Annotated in this window: 18 protein-coding genes; 5 read left to right on the top strand and 13 right to left on the bottom strand. The window is 56.3% G+C overall.

From position 1 onward, the window contains the following. Positions 1–14: 14 nt before the first annotated feature. Entirely contained in the window at positions 15–1271 is a 1257-nt protein-coding gene (locus FJ147_10395; protein MBM4256295.1) for a CoA transferase, read from the top strand. Positions 1272–1396: 125 nt separating this feature from the next. After that, on the top strand, positions 1397–1975 hold the full coding sequence (locus tag FJ147_10390) for a hypothetical protein (protein ID MBM4256294.1): 579 nt from the start codon (positions 1397–1399) through the stop codon (positions 1973–1975). A gap of 172 nt (positions 1976–2147) precedes the next feature. Here the strand turns inward: FJ147_10390 and FJ147_10385 are convergent, their stop codons facing one another. The 9 genes from FJ147_10385 to FJ147_10345 all read right to left on the bottom strand — a co-directional run bounded on the left by FJ147_10385 (position 2148) and on the right by FJ147_10345 (position 12137). Next, the gene (locus FJ147_10385) at positions 2148–3245 is read right to left on the bottom strand and encodes an amidohydrolase (protein ID MBM4256293.1); all 1098 of its coding nucleotides are present in this window, start codon (positions 3243–3245) and stop codon (positions 2148–2150) included. 49 nt (positions 3246–3294) lie between these two features. Then, on the bottom strand, positions 3295–4326 hold the full coding sequence (locus FJ147_10380) for a lactate dehydrogenase (GenBank protein ID MBM4256292.1): 1032 nt from the start codon (positions 4324–4326) through the stop codon (positions 3295–3297). A gap of 110 nt (positions 4327–4436) precedes the next feature. Then, positions 4437–5777, bottom strand: coding sequence for an MFS transporter (locus tag FJ147_10375; protein MBM4256291.1), 1341 nt, complete (start codon positions 5775–5777; stop codon positions 4437–4439). 122 nt (positions 5778–5899) lie between these two features. Next, on the bottom strand, positions 5900–6727 hold the full coding sequence (nudC, locus tag FJ147_10370) for an NAD(+) diphosphatase (protein MBM4256290.1): 828 nt from the start codon (positions 6725–6727) through the stop codon (positions 5900–5902). A 223-nt stretch (positions 6728–6950) separates the two neighbouring features. Continuing rightward, complete coding sequence (locus tag FJ147_10365) at positions 6951–7607, bottom strand: NIPSNAP family protein (protein MBM4256289.1); 657 nt, start codon at positions 7605–7607, stop codon at positions 6951–6953. A gap of 121 nt (positions 7608–7728) precedes the next feature. After that, complete coding sequence (locus tag FJ147_10360) at positions 7729–8769, bottom strand: NAD(P)-dependent alcohol dehydrogenase (protein MBM4256288.1); 1041 nt, start codon at positions 8767–8769, stop codon at positions 7729–7731. 210 nt (positions 8770–8979) lie between these two features. Further along, positions 8980–10035 carry an alpha/beta hydrolase gene (locus FJ147_10355; GenBank protein ID MBM4256287.1) on the bottom strand — a complete coding sequence of 352 codons (1056 nt, stop codon included), beginning with the start codon at positions 10033–10035 and terminating at the stop codon, positions 8980–8982. A gap of 149 nt (positions 10036–10184) precedes the next feature. Beyond that, a complete protein-coding gene (locus FJ147_10350) occupies positions 10185–10646 on the bottom strand; it encodes a hypothetical protein (GenBank protein ID MBM4256286.1) in 462 nt (153 codons plus the stop codon). A 27-nt stretch (positions 10647–10673) separates the two neighbouring features. Continuing rightward, positions 10674–12137: a hypothetical protein gene (locus FJ147_10345; protein MBM4256285.1), complete on the bottom strand. Its 1464-nt coding sequence runs from the start codon at positions 12135–12137 to the stop codon at positions 10674–10676. Positions 12138–12260: 123 nt separating this feature from the next. Here FJ147_10345 and FJ147_10340 point away from each other — a divergent pair, with 123 nt between their 5' ends. Beyond that, entirely contained in the window at positions 12261–14054 is a 1794-nt protein-coding gene (locus FJ147_10340) for an NAD(P)/FAD-dependent oxidoreductase (protein MBM4256284.1), read from the top strand. Between the two features lie 199 nt (positions 14055–14253). Here the strand turns inward: FJ147_10340 and FJ147_10335 are convergent, their stop codons facing one another. The 3 genes from FJ147_10335 to FJ147_10325 all read right to left on the bottom strand — a co-directional run bounded on the left by FJ147_10335 (position 14254) and on the right by FJ147_10325 (position 16375). Then, entirely contained in the window at positions 14254–14409 is a 156-nt protein-coding gene (locus FJ147_10335; GenBank protein ID MBM4256283.1) for a DUF899 domain-containing protein, read from the bottom strand. Between the two features lie 90 nt (positions 14410–14499). Then, on the bottom strand, positions 14500–15777 hold the full coding sequence (locus tag FJ147_10330) for a hypothetical protein (GenBank protein MBM4256282.1): 1278 nt from the start codon (positions 15775–15777) through the stop codon (positions 14500–14502). A 43-nt stretch (positions 15778–15820) separates the two neighbouring features. Next, positions 15821–16375 carry a hypothetical protein gene (locus tag FJ147_10325; protein ID MBM4256281.1) on the bottom strand — a complete coding sequence of 185 codons (555 nt, stop codon included), beginning with the start codon at positions 16373–16375 and terminating at the stop codon, positions 15821–15823. An 883-nt stretch (positions 16376–17258) separates the two neighbouring features. Between FJ147_10325 and FJ147_10320 the strand changes: the two genes are divergently transcribed. Next, positions 17259–18383, top strand: coding sequence for a PAS domain S-box protein (locus tag FJ147_10320; protein ID MBM4256280.1), 1125 nt, complete (start codon positions 17259–17261; stop codon positions 18381–18383). 416 nt (positions 18384–18799) lie between these two features. Here FJ147_10320 and FJ147_10315 read toward each other — a convergent pair whose 3' ends face one another. Further along, the gene (locus tag FJ147_10315) at positions 18800–19921 is read right to left on the bottom strand and encodes an amidohydrolase (GenBank protein ID MBM4256279.1); all 1122 of its coding nucleotides are present in this window, start codon (positions 19919–19921) and stop codon (positions 18800–18802) included. Between the two features lie 251 nt (positions 19922–20172). On the opposite strand from FJ147_10315, the gene FJ147_10310 reads away from it, so the two are divergent. Next, a complete protein-coding gene (locus FJ147_10310; protein MBM4256278.1) occupies positions 20173–21033 on the top strand; it encodes an FAA hydrolase family protein in 861 nt (286 codons plus the stop codon). Positions 21034–21546: the final 513 nt, after the last annotated feature.

The raw sequence follows: 21546 nt of genomic DNA, 5'->3' as shown, positions 1-21546 counted from the left end.
CAAAGGAGGGTCCTATGGCTACACCTATGCCGCAAAACCTGACCGGTGTCCGTGTCTTGGACATTACGCAATATATCGCTGGTCCCACCTTGGGCCGCATGCTGGCTGATCTTGGCGCCGAAGTTGTGAAGCTCGAAATGCCACCAGGCGGGGAATTCTCACGACGCGGTGGGTTTCCACCCCGAGTTGAGGGCCAGGCTCCTGCCTATCTCTATTACAACCGTGGGAAGCGCAGTATCTGTATCGATTTCAAGCGACCGGAAGGTGCGACCGTTGTGCTCGATCTCGCATCGCATTTTGATGTGGTGATCGAGAACTACACGCCAGGGGTGTTGAGTAAGCACGGCCTGACGTATGAAGCCTTTAAAGCCCGCAATCCACGCATCATCATGTGTTCGATCTCAGGCTTTGGCCAAACGGGTTCGCGTGTCAACCGACCAGGCAATGATATGACTGCGCAAGCATTGTCGGGACTGTTGCATCTCACCGGGAATGAGGACGGTACTCCTGTCTATCCGGGCATGTACCTTGCCGACGGTGGTGGAGGCGTGAACGGCACTGCCGCGGTGCTGGCTGCGCTGTTCTATCGTGAGCGCACGGGGCTCGGCCAGTATATCGACATATCACTGTACGAGTGTCTGTTTCATATTCACGATGTTTTCTTGATGCAGCACTTGTTCACCTACGGTGATTACAATCCTGGACCCACTGGGCGCCACCGTCCCGGCGCCACACCGTGCGGACTGTTTCGTACGCGTGACGGCTGGATTATCTTGACCATCCTCAACCATCAGTGGGAGCGGTTCGCGAACGATATGGACAAACCTGAATTGTTGACCGATGCGCGCTTTAACCCCTACACTGCCCGCTGGGACAATCGCCACGCGCTTGAGGTGATAGTTGAAGACTGGCTACGCTCGCTCGGCGGTCGTGATGATGTCTTGAAGTTTTTGCTTGACCGTCATTATCTCGCTGCACCAGTGCAGGACCTGCGCGAGACGGTTGAGATGATCAAGCGCGAAGGCCGCGGCGCGCTGCAGAATCTCAACGTGCCGGGCTACGGGGACATCCCACTGCCCAAGGTTCCCTATTTGTTCTCCGAGACCACAGTTGAGTTTCAACCGATTATGTCGATGGTGGGCGAGGACAATAGAGATGTCTTACGTGACTTTCTTGGCTACAGCGAACAGAAACTGAATGAACTCCAGGCCAGTGGTATTCTGATCGAGGACCACGAACTTGCCAAAATCCGTGAACGCAGGAAGTCCTGAATGAGTCATTCTACAGAAGTTTAGCCCAGCAGAGTTGTCACCCTGAGCGCAGCGAAGGGGCGCTCAAAGAAATTCGTCGCTCTCCAGAGACACACAGGCAATACCGCAGCGCAACGTGCCTGCGAATGTTCTCGGGTCGGATTCAGTGCCCCAAGGATAAGGAGCAGAAACACATGGAAACGACGATCAAGGTCAAAGTACAACCGCTGACCCCGGAGACTTTTCGCCCCTATGGGCAGGTCCTGGAGAGTCGCAATCCACTGTATCCTGAAGTCAACGATGGCCAGTCTTCAGTGGTGATGTTGCAACTCAAACAGCATCCGAAACGGATCGGTATGATGGCGTTCCACTTCTCCTATAATCAAACGTTCATTCCTGTGGTCGGTGCGATGGTCCTGGTAGTAGCGCCACCGCCGCGCAATCGTGACGCCGAACCCGCCGCATACGAGGTGGACTATGAACGAGTGGCGGCCTTTGTCGTGGAGCCTGGACAGGCCGTGTTGATCGCCAAAGGCGCGGGCCACAATGTGGTCCCGGTCGGCGCCGAGTGTACGGCCATTAGCGTGACAAAACATCATGGCGCGGGTATCAATCAACTGCTCGATGTGGTTGAAGGCCGCGCCAAGCAGGCGCAGTCAACCGCGGTTATCGAGTATGTGTACTTTGGTAAGCGCGATCAGCGCTTTGTCGAGATCGAACTATAAGTGAGCAGCAGCGCCAGTGCATCACTTTGTACGTTTCCCGTGCCCGTTGGCCCTTCGCCAGGCTCAGGGCGAACGGGCGACATGGGGTGCGTCTAACGCGGCCGTTCAGGCTGTGCGTGTCGAAGGGTGAACGACGCTAAGAACACTAGAGGGTGCTCACCGACAATCCGCCTTATATCCCATACAACCGATGCACGTTGTCATAAGTGATCTTGCGCGTCACCTCCTGCGGAATTCCTACAAAGTTCTGCGAGATCACTTCGCGTGAGCGCGGCCAGGTTGAAGCGCGATGGGGAAAGTCTGACGCCCACATCAAGTTATCTGCGCCAGAGAACTCATAGGTCATCACCCCAGGACGGTCGTCTTGAAATGTCGCATAGACCTGCCGTTTGAAGTAATCGCTTGGCTTCATGGTGATCGGAGTGGGATCGACATAGCGTAGAGTACGGTAGCATTCATCCAAACGATACAAATAGTGAGCAATCCAGCCGATGTCGTTCTCAGCCGAGACCAGTTTCAAGCGCGGAAAGCGCGCCAAAATGCCATTGTAGAGAAAGTCGAGCAGCGAGGTTTGAATTTCGTGGATGATCGTCACGGTCGATGCCACCCGGCCTTTGCCCATCGTCACGCTCTTCTTGCCGGTGAGGATATGCAGGCTCAGCGGCATGTTCAGGTCTTGCGCCGCAGCCCAAAACGAATCGAAGTGGGGATCACTGAAGGGCACGTCACCCGGAGCAGTGGCGTTGATCATCGCGCCCCGCAGTCCCTTCTTGGCAATACGCTGCAATTCACGCACGGCCTCATCGACATCCTGCAGGGCAATCAAGCCTAATCCGATCAGTCGCTTCGGTGAGTAACTGCAGAACTCCGCTACCCAATCATTGTACGCGCGAAAGCTCGCCCGCAGCAGCTCGACATCTGGCAGATGAAAAAGAAACATCCCCAGCGTGGTATAGAGCACCTCCCCTTCGACGCCATCGATGTCTTGATCTTTGACCCGTTCGACCGGGTCCCAACCACTGGGCCGTGCCTCTTCGTAGCCCACGCTCGAATTGGCCGCGAGATCCTTGGGATCTTTCCCAGCGGCAAACCCACCGCCAACCGGAAACGGCGTCATCCCTTCGGCAACAAACACACTGCCTTTCTTGCCTTCATAGTTGTTGATCACTCGTGGAGCCCGCTCACGCCATTTCTGATCAATGCGTTGCGTCCACAGATTCGCCGGTTCCATCGTGTGAGAATCCGCCGAAAAAATTTGTGCCTGCGCCATAATCGTCCCTCCTTCAACAGGGGATTATCCTGCTAAGGCTGCAAGAGTGTCAAGCTTGTGGAAACACATCGCGCATCTCTGGAATAATCCACAGCGGCGCTTGTCCGTGAGCAACGCGCTCAATATTGGCGTAGCCGTTGCGGAACCGTTTGTGATAGCTGTCCACGGTCGGCCCCGCGCTATGTGGTGTGAGGGTCACGTTTGGTAACTGTAGCAGGGGATTCGCTGGGTCTGGTGGCTCTTTGGCGACGGTATCAAGACCGGCAGCGAGGATCGTGCCGTTGCGTAGGGCGGTGATCAGTGCCTCTTCATCCACGACTTCGCCGCGGCAGGTGTTCACCAAGATCGCCGTCGGTTTCATGCGGGCGAAGGTCTGGGCGTTGATCATGTGACGGGTACTGTCGTTGAGCGGGACGTGTAAGCTGACGATATCGGAGCGCGCAAGCAGTGATTCGAGTGGAACATATTGGACACCTAGCTGTGTTTCCTCCTGTGGACTGCGACGAATGGCATCGTAATAGATCACCTGGGCATCGAAGGCTTTGACGCGTTTGGCGACCTGTGCGCCGATGTTGCCCAAGCCCACCAGCCCAACAGTTTTCCTCTCCATCTCGTAGATATGCACGGTACGCGGGAGTCCCTGATGCCATTTGCCTGCCGCAACATTCTGGTGAAAAGCGACCAGCTTGCGGTAGACTGCGAGCATCAACATCACTGCGTGTTCAGCGACAGCGACCGAATTGGCTCCCCCGTTCGAGCAAACGGGAATGCGTGCTTTCCGTGCGCCTTCGATGTTGACGTAATCGTAGCCAGCACTGATGACCTGGAAGAGTTTGAGGCGTCGCGCCTCAGTATACGCGGAATCTGGCAGAGTGCGGGGAAACCCGAAGAGATACTCAGCCTCGCGCATTGCTCCTGCCGTATCTTCTGCACTGGCACTAGGTGGTAGTCTGTGAAGGCGAAAGCCCGCCGGCTTCATCTGCTCGACCAAAGCGAGAATGTCCGGTGGCATGTCGATCCCTTGAGCAAAGACAATCGTTTCCTCAGCCATGATGTGGTCCTCCCTTTTTCCTCTCATCATCACCACAGCTGAGCCCGGCGATCAATCGCCGCCGTTGGCTACGCGATTGGCGGCAAAGCCGCTCCCGCAAAGCCTCAGCCGGCCGGTCGTATGCACTGTGCGAGAGGAGATTACAAGCGTTTCTTTGCTTCAAGGTCGGCAACCAACGATTGAGCTGCCAGCCAGAAGAACACCGCCGAAATGACGTTCATAACGGTCGAGGCACCCAGCAGTGAGTAGCGAATCGCGTCCGGTGTGCCGATCAGATCATTCATGATGCCCACGGTTTGCGGTCCCAACCCCATGCCGATCATCGTGGTAATGAAGAGGAAGACCGCCGAGGCCATTGCTCGCATCGTCGGAGGCACCAGGTCCTGCGCGGTGGCGAATGCCGGTCCGATCCAAATCGTGCTACAGACACTAGCGGGTAGATACATCAACAGTGCCCAGCGCGTATTTTCCAGCAATAGCGCAGCGGCGACTGTAGGGATCGCTAGCGTTACACCGATGAGACCGATATACATCCGGGCCCGTGGCTCGCGGTGTACCCAACGATCCGCCAACCATCCGCCGAAGAAGGTTCCACCACCGCCACCCAGGGCGGTGATCCACGATAACCAATTGCCGAGTTCACCGGGGGTCATGTGGTGTAGGCGCACGAAGAACGCCGGGATCCACGCCCCAAGTCCGTAACTGACAAAGGCATGGAAACCAGCAGCCAGCGCCAGTCGACGCCCGGTCGGTAGGGAGGCAAAGAAACGCCAGGCGTCTGCGATCGTATACTGTTGCGTCGAAGTCACTGCGTGTTCGCTCATGCCTCTCAGTGGTTCACGAATGGTGAAACGTACCAGCAGTGCCAGGAGAAGGCCGGGTAAGCCAACAACGAAGAACGCCATTCGCCAGCCATAGGCGTCATTGATCCACCCACCCAACCAGAAGCCGATGCCGACGCCGACGTAGATGCCGCTGGCATAGATGGCAATCACGGTTGCGCGTTTTTCCGGCGGGAAGTAATCCGAGAGCAACGAATGTGCTGGTGGCGATGCTCCTGCCTCGCCGATGCCAACGCCAATGCGAGCGAGGGCGAGGTCGGTGAAATTGCGCGACAGTCCTGACACTGCGGTCATTAAACTCCAGGTTGCCAGGCTGATGGCGATGAGGCTGCGCCGCACCCAGCGATCGGCAATGCGCGCGAGCGGCAACCCCGCGAACGTATAGAACACCGCAAAAGCGAAACCGGTGAGGAACCCTAAGGCTGTGTCGGAAACCTTGAGATCTTGCTTGATCGGTTCGAGCAGGATCGCGAGAATCTGGCGATCGATGAAATTAAAGATGTAGACCACGAACAACACTGCCAACACATAGTAGGCATAGGGTCCACCGACAGCGGGACCCGGCTGCGGTGATGATAAGTCCGAACTCACAGATTGTATCTTATCGTTCGGCAGTGACTGTTGGGACGGTGACGACATGACGTTCCCCTCGTCAAGAGTGCTCAGTTCACCGCTCTCGCAAATGAACTGGTAACGCTACGCTCCGCGTTCCAAGAGGTCGAGCGCTCTCGTAGGGGGAGTCGTATAAGACTGTGACTGCGTTAGCGGGGCAAACGCGACTTGTCCTGAAACCACCTGATCATCCGCCCGGCGATGCTAATGCGACCAGGGACAGAGGGCAGGGCGTCGGCACGAAACCACCCGGCTTCGGCAATTTCAGTAGGGTCAAGTTCCAGATCCCCTTCCACATACTCTGCGGTAAAGCCCAACATGAGTGAATTCGGAAACGGCCAGGGTTGACTACCGAAATAGCGCGGGTTGCCGACGGTAATGCCGACCTCTTCCTTGACCTCGCGTACCACACACTCCTCTATGGTCTCGCCTGGTTCGACAAAACCAGCCAGGACGCTGAACATCCCCTTGGGAAAATGGGCAGAACGGGCCAGCAAGATTTCATTGCCACGTTCGACGGCGACAATGATCGCTGGCGACAAGCGTGGAAAGTTCATCAGCCCACATCGCGGGCAAACTTTGGCTCGCTCTTTCTCTTTGGTCTGCGTCGGATTGCCACAACGGCCACAATACTGGTGGGTCCGGTCCCACTCGACAATCTGCACTGCGCGGCCCCCGAGGACGAACAAATCCTCCTCTAGCAGGCCGTAGACTTGTCGCAGGTCTTTGAAGTCCATCCCTTCAGGGATGGATTCGTCAGCCAGATCCACCGCATGACACGGGATGCCATCGTAGCGACCCAGGTAGTGGCGCTGGACGATTGTTACCCCTAACTCTTCGACCCGCTCGCGCAGGGGCACGCGCAAGACGTTATCCGCGATCTCAACTAACAGTCGGTTACGATGAAAGGCGAACCACCACGACGGTCCGCTATGTTCTTGAGCCGGTGCGACTTCGGAGACGAACGTTCTCTGCATGCCGAACAGCGGCAACGCGCGTGGGTCCAATGCGTCTTTTCCTGACATTGAGGCTCCCTCCCCAGGGTCGGTTACACTGCGGGAGCATAGCAAACTTGCGAAAGATGTCTTCCCCCAGGTGAGTGATTATGCCATCTGTGAATCACCGCCAGAAGCTGATGGCGCTCCGCAGTACACTGCGGAGCGATGCGTTCCCAGCATGGCCTCTCCGCCACGCTGGAGCTTACCCTTTAGGTGAAAATGCCGTTGGACGCAGAATACAACTACTCACCCTCGCCACCAGCGGGCCATTCTTCTCAGACGCTGCGCGCGCCTGCTGCCACTCTGGATCAGCCTGGAACGCAGCCCAGCTCTTTTCTCGCTCTCCAAGATTCGCATAGCCCAGCATATACACCAGCCGGTTGCTGGTACCGAACATTTCAGTCCAGTAGCCGATACTCGTGATGCCATGCTTGGCAAAGAGCTTCAACGTGTGGTTGGCGAAGCGGTTGTTGAGGTCTGGGAGTTTTCCCGGCATCGCATCGTAAATGCGCCACTCCTGAACGTTGGTGGTAATTTTCGGTTCCGGTGAGTACGGCGTGCGTTGCAGCATCGTGTTGTGAATGCGCGCGACAACGGGTCCTTCCTTCTCGGTTTCCTTTGCAACCTGCTGTTTCCAAGCCTCGTCGGCTGCGAATGCCCCGAGCTTCTTCTGACGCTCGTCTATGTCTTCGTACATCCACATGTACGAGATCTGGAAGGCGGTGCCAATTTCTTCCGTCCAGAAACCGAGCGTATTGAGCCCATGTTTTTCAAACAAGGCCGCCGCAACTTTGAGATGGGTGTGCAAGGCTGCGAACTTGCCTGACGTTGCTTCGTACGTTCGCCATTCATAGATCATGAGAATCCCTCCTTTAACGATTGAAATACAATTTGCGCCCTGGGCGTGGCCACTCCATAGCCCGTAACGGACTACTAGTGAGTGCTACATATGCGGCCCTCAGGTCTGGTCCGCAATGGGACTATGGAATCAACACCCCACGCCCTGGCAGCCGTCCAGCGATCAGGTCATGCATCGCTTCGTTCACTTGGGCGAGACGATACTCACGCGTCGCCAGTTTGACGTGCCCTTGCGCAGCCAGCGTCATCAATGCCGACAGTTCCGAGTAGTTACCGACGAGCGTGCCCACGACACTGAACTCGCTAAAAATCATGTCGATGGCTGGAACCTGTACGACGCCACCATAGCCCACGACATAATAGGTGCCACCGCGCCGTAACATGGCCATGCCCTGGTCTGGCGTTCCTTTCTCACCGACAAAGTCGATCACCGCATCTGCGCCACCATCAGTGAGACGACGCACATCATCCACTGCCCCAGGTCCACCTAACACCTGGTACTGAAACCCCATATCGGTGGCGAGCTTCAATGCCTGTTGCGAGCTATCGACAATGATAATGGTGCCAGCGCACAACGCCCGCAGCACTTGCGCCGCAATATGTCCCAGGCCACCAAAGCCAATGATGGCCGCTGTCATGCCGGGCTTCAAGATGTCAGCTGCCTTGCGGGCGGCCCGGTACGCCGTGAGCCCAGCATCGGCGTACGGAGCCACCGATTTGGGTTCCAGATTGGCCGGGAGTTTAATCAGCGACCGCTCTTTCGTATGCAGGAACTGGGCAAAGCCACCGTCGTGACTGATGCCGGGAAACGCGCTGTTCTGGCAATGCATATCTTCGCCCCGCCGACAGGCAGAGCAGGTTCCATCAGTGATCAAAGGATGCACGATCACAGGGTCGCCTGCTTTGACGGTCTTTACACTCGGACCGGCTTCATGGACCCAGCCAGCATTCTCGTGGCCGAGAATATAGGGGAGCGAGCGGTCGACTTTGGCGCGCCATATTCCTTCGACGATATGCAAATCCGTGCGACACAGCCCGGCACCACCCACCCGCACAATGACATCGTCGGGTTCCTGAATCGTCGGATTGGGTAGTTCCTCCAGTTGCAGCAATTGATCGCGTTTCAGCGTTTCATCGAAGGTATGCAATCGTGCGGCTTTCATAGCGTCTCCCTCGTGGCGATAGTGTTTGTGATGATCCTCTCGTGGGCCTCATACACCACAGGCACGGTAGACGTCAACGGAAAGAGCGTCCGCACGCTCGGCGGAAATGATAGGTGATAGATCTTGCGTGTCGAACCTGATCAGGAATGCCTTGATACAGATTCGACACCATGCGTAGATGAACAGACAGTGATAATCACTCTCTGTCCGTTATAACGAATCGGCAAAGCCCTTGATGTCGCGTTGGGTCGCTGCATAGACGTCAGGCAGTGCCTGGCGGAACAGGACGTCAGCGGCATGACACGTACCGTTGACCGTCCGGCTGTACACGCGAACTCCGGCGGCCATGAGCTTCTGGTAATATTTCAAACCCTCATCTCGTAAGGGATCGAGCTCATTCACCGAGACGACGTGTGGGGGCAGCCCTTGCAGGTCGTCTCGTGTCGCATGATACGGCCAGCACAGCGGGTTGGTGCCGTTCTTCTGCTCAGGATCATAGACAGAGGCCAACACCCCCATCTGATCGCAGGCGATCAGATAGCCATCGTTTTCATACAGAGACGGCAAGTCTTTGCCCTTTTGTGCCCACGCACCATAAATATAGGGACATAAGGCATACACGCCATTAATCTGCGCAAGCTTGCCATCCTTCTTGGCTTTCAATGAGACGGCTAGGGTCAGGTTCCCGCCGCCCGACTCACCGGACACCACGATCTTCGAGATTTTCAAGGAAGCCTTGTGATCGAACGTCCACTGCAGGCCGCTCATGCAGTCATTCAAACCGGCAGGGAAGGGGTGATTACCTAGTCTGCCCCCGCCATTACGAAATTCGACGCCAACAACCACCATGCCCTGTGCTGCAAGCTCATCGCGCCAGCGCACGTAGGTCGCATCGGCAGCAGCCAGCAGCACCATGCCGCCGCCGTGAATGTGATACACGCAGGGCAGTGGTCCAGCGGCGTTCTTGGGCGTGTGGATATACAAGCTGATGTCGTTGCCGTCTACACCTTTTATGACCTCAGTGCGTCGCCCTACATTTGTGATTGGCAGGAGGTTGGCAAACAACGCCGAGAATACGGCGTCCATGCCGGCCTCATTGGCTGCGACGTAGTCGAGTTTGGCTTGCATTGATGAGTTGACGTCTACTGGCGCGGGCGGTGGGGCACCGTCCAAACCGAAGGGCGCGCAGGCAGCAATGAGACGCGGATCAGCTCGTGGATCGGTCCGCAAAACCCGGTCGGGACTGCTAAGGCGGCCAGGCAACAGAGGCTGTTCGCTGAGATTACCAGTCGATGTTGTCATGGGAGTCATCCTTTCTTTGTGCAAGATGCAACTGTGACATATCACCTCTAGCTTGTCGAAGGGAGGTTTGTCTTGGGTTCATTTCTATGCCAATGCATGTTTCTTGTAAGCGGTTACTTTCCATCGAGCGCGAATACATACAATTTGTTATTGTTCACGCCGCCGAACATGCCAAAGCCGGAGCCCCAGTAGACGCGTCCATAGGCGACCGCGGGATGGGTGCCAACTGACCCACCGGCGGCAAACCGCCACAAAATCTCACCGGTCGCTGCATTAAGCGCGTACATTTGGTTACCTGTCGGCGCCATCGACCCGACGTACACAACACCATTGGCAACTACGGGTGCCGCATACGCGGCAGCGTTCTGTGGGTCACCCACTTGCCACAGGATCTTGCCGGTGGCCGGATCGAGGGCAGCCCATGACCCTCCGGTGACAACGGTTCCCGAGGTCAAACGGTGTGGCACATGCTCCAGATTGGTCAGTGTCACGTAGAGACGTTGCCCATCATACGCTGCACCCCACGTCAGACCACCAGGCTCGGACCAGGGGCCGACGAGCGTGTGCCACAGCACCTCACCGGTCTCACCATCGAACGCCCACTACACGCCACTCTTCTGTGCGATGCCGACAACGTCACGCGTGCGGCCGCCAATAGTAGCTGTGTAGATCTGGGGCGAACCAGCGGCAAATGCCCAATTGAGAAAGTCACCTGGCGGAGGGCAGACCCGGACAGCTGCAGCACGGCCAATAGTGTGTAGCGGAAACGGGCATGTCACGCGTGGTAGTTCACCACAGACCATTTCCCACACCTTGACTCCTGATCCAAAGAACGTCCAGCGTGGCGTGCCAGTGGCCAGGTCTACTGCAGTGATGGCGTTGAAGCGGGCATCGGCAGGATAACAATCAGGGTTCCAGTCATCGGCAGCCGCCATGAGGCAACGTGTAACCGACTCAGGCTGTGAGTACTGATGATCGGTACCGAAGTACACAAGTCCCGTCGCGACGTTGGCGCCGGGGACGCTAATAATTGCTCCGCCACTCCAGCTATCCAGCTTGCCGCCGTTGTCGGGCATGGTCCAGGTTCTCCATACGATCTTTCCCGACTTCACATCGAGTGCCACCAGGCTACCACGGAAATTCGATCGCGCTTTGCGATCCTTGAGAAACTTCATGCCTTCGTTTGACGAGACACCAACGTACACCCGCTCACCCACGACGATCGGTGACCCTGTCACCTGCGCCGAAGGATGTTCATCGAGTCGTGTGATCCATCGTCGCTCTCCGGTCTCGGCATCGATGGCAATCATGTGTGCGCCACTGCGATCGCCGAAGATCACTAACCGATCGGTGACCACGACACTGGTCCGTATCGCTGAGTCCGCGACCCCATTGTATTCAGACGCGGCGTGAGACCAGCGTACGGCACCAGACTGACGATCGAACTTCCACAGCTTGCCGCCAGCATCGGGGACATAGATTGCGTCGCCAACGATGGTGGGTGTCTCCCAGTTGTCACCGGTAGTGCTCAAGGTATGGACAGGTGCAAGGCGACTGACATTCGCTGGACTGAGAGTCGTCTCCAGAGGCTGGTGGCGACTGTTCAGCGGATCGCCATTGCTCATGGGCCAGTCAGCCGCGTGAGTACACTTTGCGGCAATAAGCGCGAACACCGTACTCATCATCAATACAGTTGCCGCGCGCAGACAGCGCTTATGCGTTTGCTTGGGCCTCATTGGCACGTACTCCCTCTTTGGTGAGGGAGCGAACATAACCGAAGCATGACTCCCCGGATAGGCGTGCCTACGCAGCGAGAAGGCGGCTAACACCACCGAACTATGCTCCGATAGCTCCCTCAAGCCTTTCGCCGTGCATGCGTCTGGGCTCTGGCGACATTTTCTGCTACTACACAGTAAGGAGAGACAGTCATGAAAACCTTCTTTGAGTACTTTCTGGATGAAGTGGAACGCCGACAAGCGGCAGGGGAATTGGATGAGGAGACTGCGCAACAATGGCTCGCCGACTTGCAAGGTCAATTGCAAGCCTACGCTCAAGACGACCCACATGCACCTCTCGTGCAAATGCCTGTGCGTCACTAAATCAATCTAATGTAGACATCGACTGTGTGTAATTCATACGAAGGAGACTAAACAATGAGTGAGACTGCTGTCCACACGACCCCAGCCCGTATGCCGACGATTGAAGAGCTTGGCTTTGATCCCGAAGAGCTGCGCCGACGCTACGCTGCCGAACGGAGCAAGCGTCTGCGAGAAGATGGCAACAATCAGTATCAAGAAATTATTGGCCAGTTCGCGCATTACAATGTCGACCCGTATGTGGAACCAGGCTTCACTCGCCCCGCCCTGCACGAAGAGCTTGATGTCCTGATCATTGGCGGTGGCTTTGGTGGTTTGCTGGCCGCCGCACGGTTGCAAGAAATCGGCGTAACCAATATTCGCATCATCGAGAAAGCCGGAGATTTTGGTGGCACCTGGTATTGGAATCGCTATCCAGGAGCGCAGTGCGACGTCGAATCCTATGTTTACCTGCCGTTGTTAGAAGAGACCGGTTATATGCCCAAGGAGAAGTACTCCTTTGCGCCGGAGATTCTTGCCCATGCCCAGCGCATCGGTCGCCATTTCAAGCTCTACGACCGTGCCTGCTTTCAGACGCAAATTAGAGAAGCACGCTGGAATGAAGAGACAACGCGGTGGACAGTCACGACGGATCGCGACGATGTATTCAACGCACGTTTTGTGATCATGTGTAGTGGTCCGCTAAACCGTCCCAAGTTACCAGCCATTGCAGGTATCGAGAAGTTCAAGGGACATACCTTTCACACCAGTCGCTGGGACTACCACTATACCGGCGGCGATAGCGCCGGGAATTTACACAAACTGCACGACAAACGGGTGGCGATTGTTGGCACTGGCGCAACGGCCATCCAATGCGTCCCTCATCTTGGTAAACATGCCAAACAACTGTACGTGTTCCAACGGACGCCCTCTTCCGTGGATAAGCGGGGCAACATGCCGACTGACCCTGAATGGGTCAAGACTCTCACGCCCGGTTGGCAGGCCCACCGCAACAACAATTTCTGTACGCTTATGGCCGGGCGGCCAGTTGACGAAGATCTTGTCAACGATGGCTGGACGAGCCTCTTCAAGAAGCTCACGCGGCTGTTTTCGCGCAGGAACAACGCTGACCTTACCGAAGACGAGCGGACGCAACTGGCGGAGATCGCTGACTTTCAGCAGATGAACGAGATTCGCGCGCGGGTCTCGACGATCGTCACCGACCCACGAACCGCAGAGGCGCTCCAGCCGTGGTATGGGCAATGGTGCAAACGCCCTACGTTCAACGATGACTATCTCCCGACCTTCAATCGCCCTACCGTCAAACTCGTAGATACAAAAGGCAATGGTGTGGATCGGGTGACCGAACACGGTGTTGTCGTGAATGGCGTGGAGTATGAAGTTGACTGTTTGATTTTCGCGACCGGCTTCGAGGTTGGCACCGCGTATACCCGGCGGGCGGAGTTCGAGCTCTACGGTCGCGATGGTCTACGGCTCAGCGATGCCTGGGCCGGAGGGATGCGCACCTATCATGGGTTCCTGAGTTGTGACTTCCCGAATTGTTTCCACATGGGCTTGACCCAAACGGGTTTGGCTCCCAACTTTACCTACTTAATCGAAGGGCAGGCGCAGCATATTGCGCAGCTCATCGCGACGGTCGACGCCCGTCAGGCGAAGACCATCGAACCGACGCCTGAGGCTGTGGCAGAGTGGATCGAGTTGATGTCGAAACCCAACGCCCTGACCGAGTACCAAAATGCCTGTACCCCTGGCTATTACAATGGCGAAGGGAAAAACACTGGTATCGGCTTCGTCGGGACGCAGTATCCGCAGGGGGCGCCCTCGTTCTTCAAGATGCTTGCCCGTTGGCGTGAGCAGGGCGATTGCAAAGGCCTCATCATCGAGTAGGTCAAGAGGCATGAGGAGACAACGCACGCTCAATTAAACCTCGAGACATTGGCGCAGTTGGGGTAGCGTGCGCTGTGCGCACGATCTTCCGGCACGTAAGGAATTTCGTGCCCATGGCGCACGCTACGGCCTCTCGGTTCCCTAGCAAAAACGTACCAATGGTGATCCGGTTTAGACGCCCTTTCTCGCCTCTCTCGTGCTAATACTTATCGTGGTGTTTGATCCACTCTTGGGTGTCCGAGAGTCCGACTTCATCGCGTCCTTTCGGTAAGACATCGAGATGGTGATAGGCCCCGTTGAGCCTGTCTAATCCGCGCCCAGAGCAGGAGTAGGTAGTGTAGCAACACACTGTCAACTACTTTGTGCGCAGTAAGCAACGCTCGGGAAAATAAGCGGGCGGATAGACGCAGCGGACTGATGCGCTCCGCTGCGTCTGCGCGGCAGTTTAGAAAAAGACAAAGGAGCGGACCACGACGTTCTTGCGGCAGGGCGCGTCCGCTGGCGTGGTTGGGTCAATGGTTGCTGCGTGGAAAGACCAGCGAGAGACCGAACCGTCAGTGACAGAATCATAGCATTTCAACATGGACACCTCAGTGGGCTGCTGCTGAGGAATCCAGTACCACTCGTGGTTGGCACGATAGGTGAAGCGCGTGGTCTCGCCGACGCGGTCGTCGTAGACGCGGTAGTTGGTGATGTATGGCTGGTCGGCAAACGACGGCCAGGCACACAACACGAAGGGATTCTGGCGTATGGTATCCATCGGCTTGGCCAGGTTGATGGAAATGAAGCGGCGCGACATCTTCGCGTCAGCCTCAGCCTCAGTGTAATGCACTTCGCGCCCGAAGTTACGCAGGTTCTTGGTCAACAACTCACGGCAGCGCAAGCGACCGCTGTTGTCGTTCAGATCATTGTGCACGAGGTAGGCGTAGTTGGCGTTCACCCCTGGATTCTTGTTGGCCTGGTCTTCCGTGCGATCGCCTTTGTAGTCCTTGTCGAACACGTCGTGATTGTAGACCAGCGCATCGGTCGCGCCGGGGAAAAACTCCAACAGCAGCTTTTCCATTTCCGGGTAAAATACGCGCTCCACTTCTGCAGCGTCATAAAAATTTTTGCACTTGGACTCACAATGCGCCAGCGCCAGGCCTAGCTTGTCCATACACGCGGCGCTGGAGGGCGACAGCCCAGGGTAGTACTCCGCGATGCGTCGCGCGTCGCGCAATACGTGCGGAAAATAGAGACAGCGCCGTCCGATGTTTTGCTCTTCCTTGCGCAACGCCTTGGCATCAGCTTCGCGCGCTGGGTCCCGCCACAGCGCATTGGACGGGACGATGGAGTACGATGGTGCTTCGTGGACGGAGTAGCGCATCGGCAGTGCTACTGCACCTGGAGGGGCGGTGATGTTATTCGCCCGTATATAGTCCATGCACTCTGCGTAGCTGCGAAAACCCACACCCCATTTGGTCTTGATCGGGCCGGGAGGAGTATTTTCGATCATGTCGATCACCGCTTGCCCTTCCCCCTCAGCAATCTGGCGTAGCGCGGCTTCTGTTGCTGCCGTGGTTCCCGCATCCCCGTTGCGATCCAACGTCATGTACGATAACCCGCCGTTCGCTGCGATGGGGGGCGGTTGCCCTTTTGTAAGTTGAAGCGAGGGTACGTAGGCCGACGAAACGTTCGCCGTAACCCCCGTAACGTAGTTCTCGCTGGTCCTGAGCTGACCCATAGCGTCCCTCCCAGTGAAAGATGCCCCACCGTGGCATACAGGGCTAGTCGTTGCAAGGGCTTATCTTTCCCGGCGACACGCACGTCTGTTGCTCTCGCTCTGCCATCGCGGCGTAGATACTGCAGCACCTGGCACGGGCGACTTTGAGTCCGGCATCGATCCCATGGGTCCGACGGAGCGAGAAATCAATCAGGTTCCGACCATTGGCTGCTGCATAGCAACGAGCGGCTTTGCTCGCGATCAACATTTGCACATGCAGGGCATTGAGAACAATGGTTTCGACTATCTGCGCTTCGATCACCGGTGCCGTAATCTCCATCACCGGTTCTTGGGCGAAACAGCATGAACCCTCCGGCAGCGCGTACACCTCGCCAGTGAATCTCAACGTCGCCAGGTAATCGAGAAAGTCGGACCGAAAGCGACCAGTGCTGCGCAAGAAATCGATTTCGTCAGGTGCAAAAGCAAACCCTTCAAGGATATGAAGGACCTCCTCAAGACCTGCGGCAACGAGAAAGCCGCGCCCCTTGGGTAGAGAGCGAACAAACACACTGAATGTCGCTGGGGCAAACATACGGTGCTGAAAATAGCTCGCAGCCATGGTCAGTTCATACAAGTCCGTGAACAGAGCTGACACCGGAGAGTGCATCATTAGGGCAGAGATTATGCGGTAGGGACTCGGTGGTCAACGCATGCTCGTGGTCACGCGCTGCGGCTGGCAGCGTATGGTTTCTCACGTCCAGTGAAATCTCTCCTCGCACGCTTTACGAAGGTGGGGACTGAACACATCAGTCACAACTTAAGCCGTTAGCAGCAGCATAATTTCCTCTCGCTCAGGGAGAGGGCTAGGGTCAGGGGATAAACAATAGCGGGTTTTCTCTTGGTCCCCTCATCCTGACCTTCTCCCCTTTTCGGGGTAGGCTTTTACGCTGAGAAAAGACGAGACGTCATTCCCGCGAATGCGGGAAGCCAGGGAGAATACGCAATCGTTCAGGGGTGAAGCTCCTGGATGCCCACCTGCGCGGGCATGACGAACAGGCGGATCCTCACGAGGGGAAATCCGCGCCAATTGTGGCTTGGATAAAAACCTACCCTTATGAGGACCTTCTCCCGGGGGGAGAAGGAAGCCATACGCGCGGCGCTCCACCTAAAACACAAGGATTTTTCCTTAAGTTGTGACTGGTGTTCGTGGTGTTCCCCAGGCCATGAATGGCCTGGCTATCGCTAGGCGTCCCTACGGGACGCAACAGAGCATGATCGGACCGCAGAACTTATTCCTGCGTGCTTACCTGCACGAATACTGAGTCAAAAGGACATGCTCGCGAACACGGAACCGCGCTACAGCTGTGGTGACGAGGCATGTCGGCACTATTTTTGGATACAAAAGAATGCCATCGGCGGTTGTTACAACTTCCGCAAATGGTGGAAAATGTTGCAGCCGTTTCCTCATCGCGTGAGTATCGATTGAGCGGTGGAGCGGAGAAATGAAAGAAAAGGAAACTACACAGCCACAGCCCAGCAATGTGACGGACACACCCTCGCTTCACTCCGATGACTTTGCCGCGATCGTCCAGAGTGAAGAACGCTATCGAGCGGTGATCGACGCATTGACCGAGGGTATATTATTCCTCGACAGACGCGGCGTTGTACGGACCTGGAACGCAAGAGCGGAACATCTCCTTGGTCTCTCGTCCGAGCAGCTACGGGGCGAATTTCCCTTTGACCCGCAATGGCGGACGATACACGAGAACGGTGCCCCGTTTGTACGCACCGCTTATCCAGGGAGGTTCACGCTCGCGACTGGCCAGCCGTGTTTTGGCGTCATCATGGGGATTGAAAGACCTGGGACAGAGCGGACCTGGCTCTCCATCAACTCTCGTGCGATTTGCTGCAATCAGGAGCAGACGCCAGCTGCGGCCGTGGTCTCCTTTGCTGACATCACCGAACACAGGCGGAAGGAGCAGGCGCTACAGGACTCTGAACGATTTGCGCGGGCGACCGTCGACGCGCTGAGTGCGTCGATCGCCATTCTTGACGAGACCGGTACGATCATCACCGTCAATCAAGCCTGGCGTGACTTTGCTCTTGCCAACGCTCCTGGGACCAGTGGGCTCGGCGAGGGGACGAACTATCTCGCAGTCTGTGATACCGCGGCAAATGCAGGTGTGGAAAGCGCGAAAGAGTTCGCTGCTGGCCTTCGCGCGGTCATGCACGGGGAGCAGGATACCTTTTCGCTTGACTACGACTGCCACGCAGCCAACGAACAACGCTGGTTTACCGGACGTATCACCCGATTTCACGGAGCTGGGCCTCTGCGAGTCGTGGTTGCGCACGAAAACATCACCGTGCGGAAACAGGCCGAGGAACGTTTGCAGGAACATGAACGGCTGGCGACGATCGAGGCAACTGCCGCGACTTTTGCCCACGAAGTTGGCAACCCGATCAACAGCATCGCCACGACCCTGCAGTTATTACAGCGGCGTCTGAACGTGCTCGCCACACCGCCAGAAGAAAGCATCATGGCCCCGGTACGGAATATCGCCAGTGAAATCATCCGGCTCACCCAGCTCCTCAATGATTTTCGCGCGCTTGCCAATCGAGTAAAGTAACGCACAGAGAGTGATAATCTTCGGGGTATAGGGTGAACAGCTACGCCGCGGCATGAAAATTGACGAGCAAAATCGGTGATGCTGCTTATCGCCCAGTTTGCCGCGGAAATCCCCCGCGCTCTGCGCGGCTCCCGTTACAAAGGTGGCGGTTCCGATTCCCCCCTTTGTAACGGGGGGTAGGGGGGATTTTATCAGCCGAGGATTACCGAATCTGAATGTCAAACCTCATAAGACATGGTGACCTGTTCAGTCTAAGCTTCTCAAACTGGGGCGAGTGTCACTGCGTGGCTACTAAGGACCCCTCTTCATACGTGCATAGCGAACGCCGAACACTATTGACTACTGTGGGGGGAAAGGGCGGTGGACCGCACGCAGAAACACCCGGTTGGCGTTTCTGCGTTGGTTGGTGAGACGATTTACAGCGTCATGCCATAAAACTCCGCGACGTTGTCATGCAGAACCCAGTCCTTCTGCTCGTCGGTCAAGGACTGCGAGTGTTCGCGGAGGAGTGCCTGCGAATTAGGCCAGGTTGAATCGCTGTGCGGGAAGTCATTGGCCCACATCAGGCGGCGCGGATTCAACATGTCAGCGCTTCTGAACGCGACCCAATCATCCTGGAAGGTCATATAGATATGCTCGCTGAAATACTGGCTCGGCATCTTCGACAACTTACTGGTCGTGAGCCAATAGCGATGACGATCATAGGCGTGGTCCATACGGTACATGAAATGCGGGACCCATCCAGCGTCTGCCTCGACGCACGCGATCCTGAGGTTCGGATGCCGCTCGAACACCCCACCAAAAATGAAGAGACCCATGATGTCCTGATTGCCACGGATAATCGACAGGAAGGAGTTGATCCGCGGCCCACGAGGAGCAACAGCGATACCTTCGCGCGACGTCAGAATGTGGAAACTGAGCGGCATTTTTAACGAGATCGCGGCCTCGAAGAACTCATCATAGATGGGGCTGTCGTAATCTTCCTGCATGGGAAAGCCGGGCATCATCACACCACGTAGGCCCATAGCCTTCATTTTCTCAAGGTCCTTAATGCCTTCCTCAGGGGTCCGCATCGCGGTCTGACCGAGTCCTAACAGCCGATCGGGGTGGGCGTTGCAATACTCGGCGATCCACAGATTGTAGGCGTCGAAGCACGCCTTCTTGTAGTCACCGTCTGGATGGTTGCACAGGATCATCCCGACGCTGGGATAAATGACCTCGGCGGCCACACCGTCGCGGTCCTGATCGGCCATGCGTGCTTGCGGGTCCCAGCCGCCACGATGGAGATCCGCAAACTTCGCGAACCGCGCTGAGGTGGCCAGGCCTTCAGCGGAAACGCCCGCCGCCGCGACGAGTCCCATGGGAATGGTTTGCTTCATCCCGTCAATGATGTAGGTATCTCCGCTGTTGTCATTCCACACTACGTGTGGGGCAATGTCCTTGTACTTCTTGTCGATCCGGGCCGTGTATGTGTCCGGCGGCTCCATCACGTGAGAATCTGAGGAGATGATAGGTTTTCTGATGATACTGTTCGCCATGCTGCGCCGCTCCTTTCTTCAACTGTGAGGCCGCCGTGTATATTTGATTAGGCGTGCCTCCATTCTGGTTTTGTGACTCTGCAGATCGGGTCCACTCATAGATATAACTACCAGTGGAGCACCTCACTGTGCTAGGGTGTATCAGAAAACAGGACCACGTCAATGCGATGCCATACTGTTCGCTGGGGAGGAGCAGACAGACTCTCCTTTGCGCGCGGAACCGGCCCGTTTGCCTAAACCAAGAAGGAGGGATGATCATGAGCGTTCTCGATGGACCGCGCACAGAGTGGCGAAGGATTTTTCACGAAGGACAACCGAAGTGGGTACAATCCGAAGGCGACGCCGTACTGCTGGGCGATGGTCGTCAACTGGCGGAGACCGAAGTCTCGTATCTGCCGCCATGCGAGCCGACCACGATTCTGTGCATTCATTTGAATTATGAGTCTCGTCGCTTGGAATTCCGCGCGCCACAGATCGACACGCCAACCTATTTCCAGAAGCCGACCACCGCACTGAACAGTCACCGCGGCGCGTTAGTACGGCCACAAGGCACGCAGTATCTCAACTACGAGGGCGAGGTAGCGGTGATTATCGGTAAACCCATGCGCAACATCAGCCGCGAAGATACCTGGGCGTACATCGCAGGCTTTGCCCCTGGTAATGATGCCGGCAGTCAAGACTTCCGTGATACCGACGCCGGTTCGATGCTGCGTGTAAAAGGGATGGACGGCTTTTGCCCGCTCGGTCCAGGTATTGTCAGCGGTGTTGATATTCGCAAGGCCACGCTCCGTACCTACGTCAACGGCAAGATCGTCCAAGAAGGAGCGATCAGTGAGATGATCTTTCCGATTGATTACATCCTGGCCGATCTCTGTCGCTATATCACGTTGTTACCTGGCGATGTGATTATGTCCGGTACACCGCGCAACTCGCGCCCGATGAATGTTGGTGACCTTGTCGAAGTTGAGGTCACAGGTGTAGGTCGACTCTCTAATCGAGTCGTCGAAGCACCGGCACCGACCCAGCGCGTTGGCCATCAGCCCACAGATACCGATGCCGTGCGGCGTGTGGCGCTGGGGTCGGATTGGTGGGACAAACAAGAAAAGCGCTGAATGGTGAATAGCAAGGGGAGCGTGCTCACTTGCTACATCTCGAGAAACCATCTTTTTACTGTTTGCCTGCGTTCACGCTTAGGTGCATATCGCGGGCGACAAACTTTTTTTGCAAGAATAAGAATGAAACAGTGAAAAGTTCTTACTTTTGGGAAAATGCCCAGTCGCTCGTGTCGTGAGCGGACCCCTTAGAAGCAGTTGAAAAGCCCTTCGACAAACGTAGGGTTAACGGCAACGGAACTGACAAAGGGATGAGAGCCCCTGTTCGTGCTGAGCCTGGTGAAGCACGGTTTCGTTCTTTGCGCCGGCCCCTGCGAAATCTATAAACATCTTCTTAGGCATCCTGTTCGTATGCCAAGATATTCCATCTGGATTTGACTATATTCAAAAATATACTGGTCCCATTACAGCGTGAGCTTCCGGTAAAGCCGCTTGACACCCGAGGTTGAGAGACAGCAAGAGCTGCTGCGTGGTTGTTCGCACCAAACTCTCACGGCCAGACCGATGCAACGA

The sequence above is a fragment of the Deltaproteobacteria bacterium genome (assembly GCA_016874775.1).
GTDB lineage: Bacteria > Desulfobacterota > Binatia > Bin18 > Bin18 > VGTJ01.
Note: the sequence above shows the minus strand (reverse complement) of the source record. Positions and strands in the feature narration are given on the sequence as shown.

Excerpts from the sequence above, each read along its gene's own strand:
- FJ147_10340 (MBM4256284.1), top strand. The coding sequence starts at position 12,261 with ATGCCGACGATTGAAGAGCTTGGCTTTGATCCCGAAGAGCTGCGCCGA.
- nudC (MBM4256290.1), bottom strand. The coding sequence starts at position 6,727 with ATGCAGAGAACGTTCGTCTCCGAAGTCGCACCGGCTCAAGAACATAGC.
- FJ147_10325 (MBM4256281.1), bottom strand. The coding sequence starts at position 16,375 with ATGGCTGCGAGCTATTTTCAGCACCGTATGTTTGCCCCAGCGACATTC.
- FJ147_10380 (MBM4256292.1), bottom strand. The coding sequence starts at position 4,326 with ATGATGAGAGGAAAAAGGGAGGACCACATCATGGCTGAGGAAACGATT.
- FJ147_10320 (MBM4256280.1), top strand. The coding sequence starts at position 17,259 with ATGAAAGAAAAGGAAACTACACAGCCACAGCCCAGCAATGTGACGGAC.
- FJ147_10365 (MBM4256289.1), bottom strand. The coding sequence starts at position 7,607 with ATGATCTATGAATGGCGAACGTACGAAGCAACGTCAGGCAAGTTCGCA.
- FJ147_10375 (MBM4256291.1), bottom strand. The coding sequence starts at position 5,777 with ATGTCGTCACCGTCCCAACAGTCACTGCCGAACGATAAGATACAATCT.
- FJ147_10315 (MBM4256279.1), bottom strand. The coding sequence starts at position 19,921 with ATGGCGAACAGTATCATCAGAAAACCTATCATCTCCTCAGATTCTCAC.
- FJ147_10345 (MBM4256285.1), bottom strand. The coding sequence starts at position 12,137 with ATGTGGGTCGTCTTGAGCGTAGGCTTGCAATTGACCTTGCAAGTCGGC.
- FJ147_10395 (MBM4256295.1), top strand. The coding sequence starts at position 15 with ATGGCTACACCTATGCCGCAAAACCTGACCGGTGTCCGTGTCTTGGAC.
- FJ147_10330 (MBM4256282.1), bottom strand. The coding sequence starts at position 15,777 with ATGGGTCAGCTCAGGACCAGCGAGAACTACGTTACGGGGGTTACGGCG.
- FJ147_10385 (MBM4256293.1), bottom strand. The coding sequence starts at position 3,245 with ATGGCGCAGGCACAAATTTTTTCGGCGGATTCTCACACGATGGAACCG.
- FJ147_10390 (MBM4256294.1), top strand. The coding sequence starts at position 1,397 with ATGTTCTCGGGTCGGATTCAGTGCCCCAAGGATAAGGAGCAGAAACAC.
- FJ147_10310 (MBM4256278.1), top strand. The coding sequence starts at position 20,173 with ATGATCATGAGCGTTCTCGATGGACCGCGCACAGAGTGGCGAAGGATT.
- FJ147_10360 (MBM4256288.1), bottom strand. The coding sequence starts at position 8,769 with ATGAAAGCCGCACGATTGCATACCTTCGATGAAACGCTGAAACGCGAT.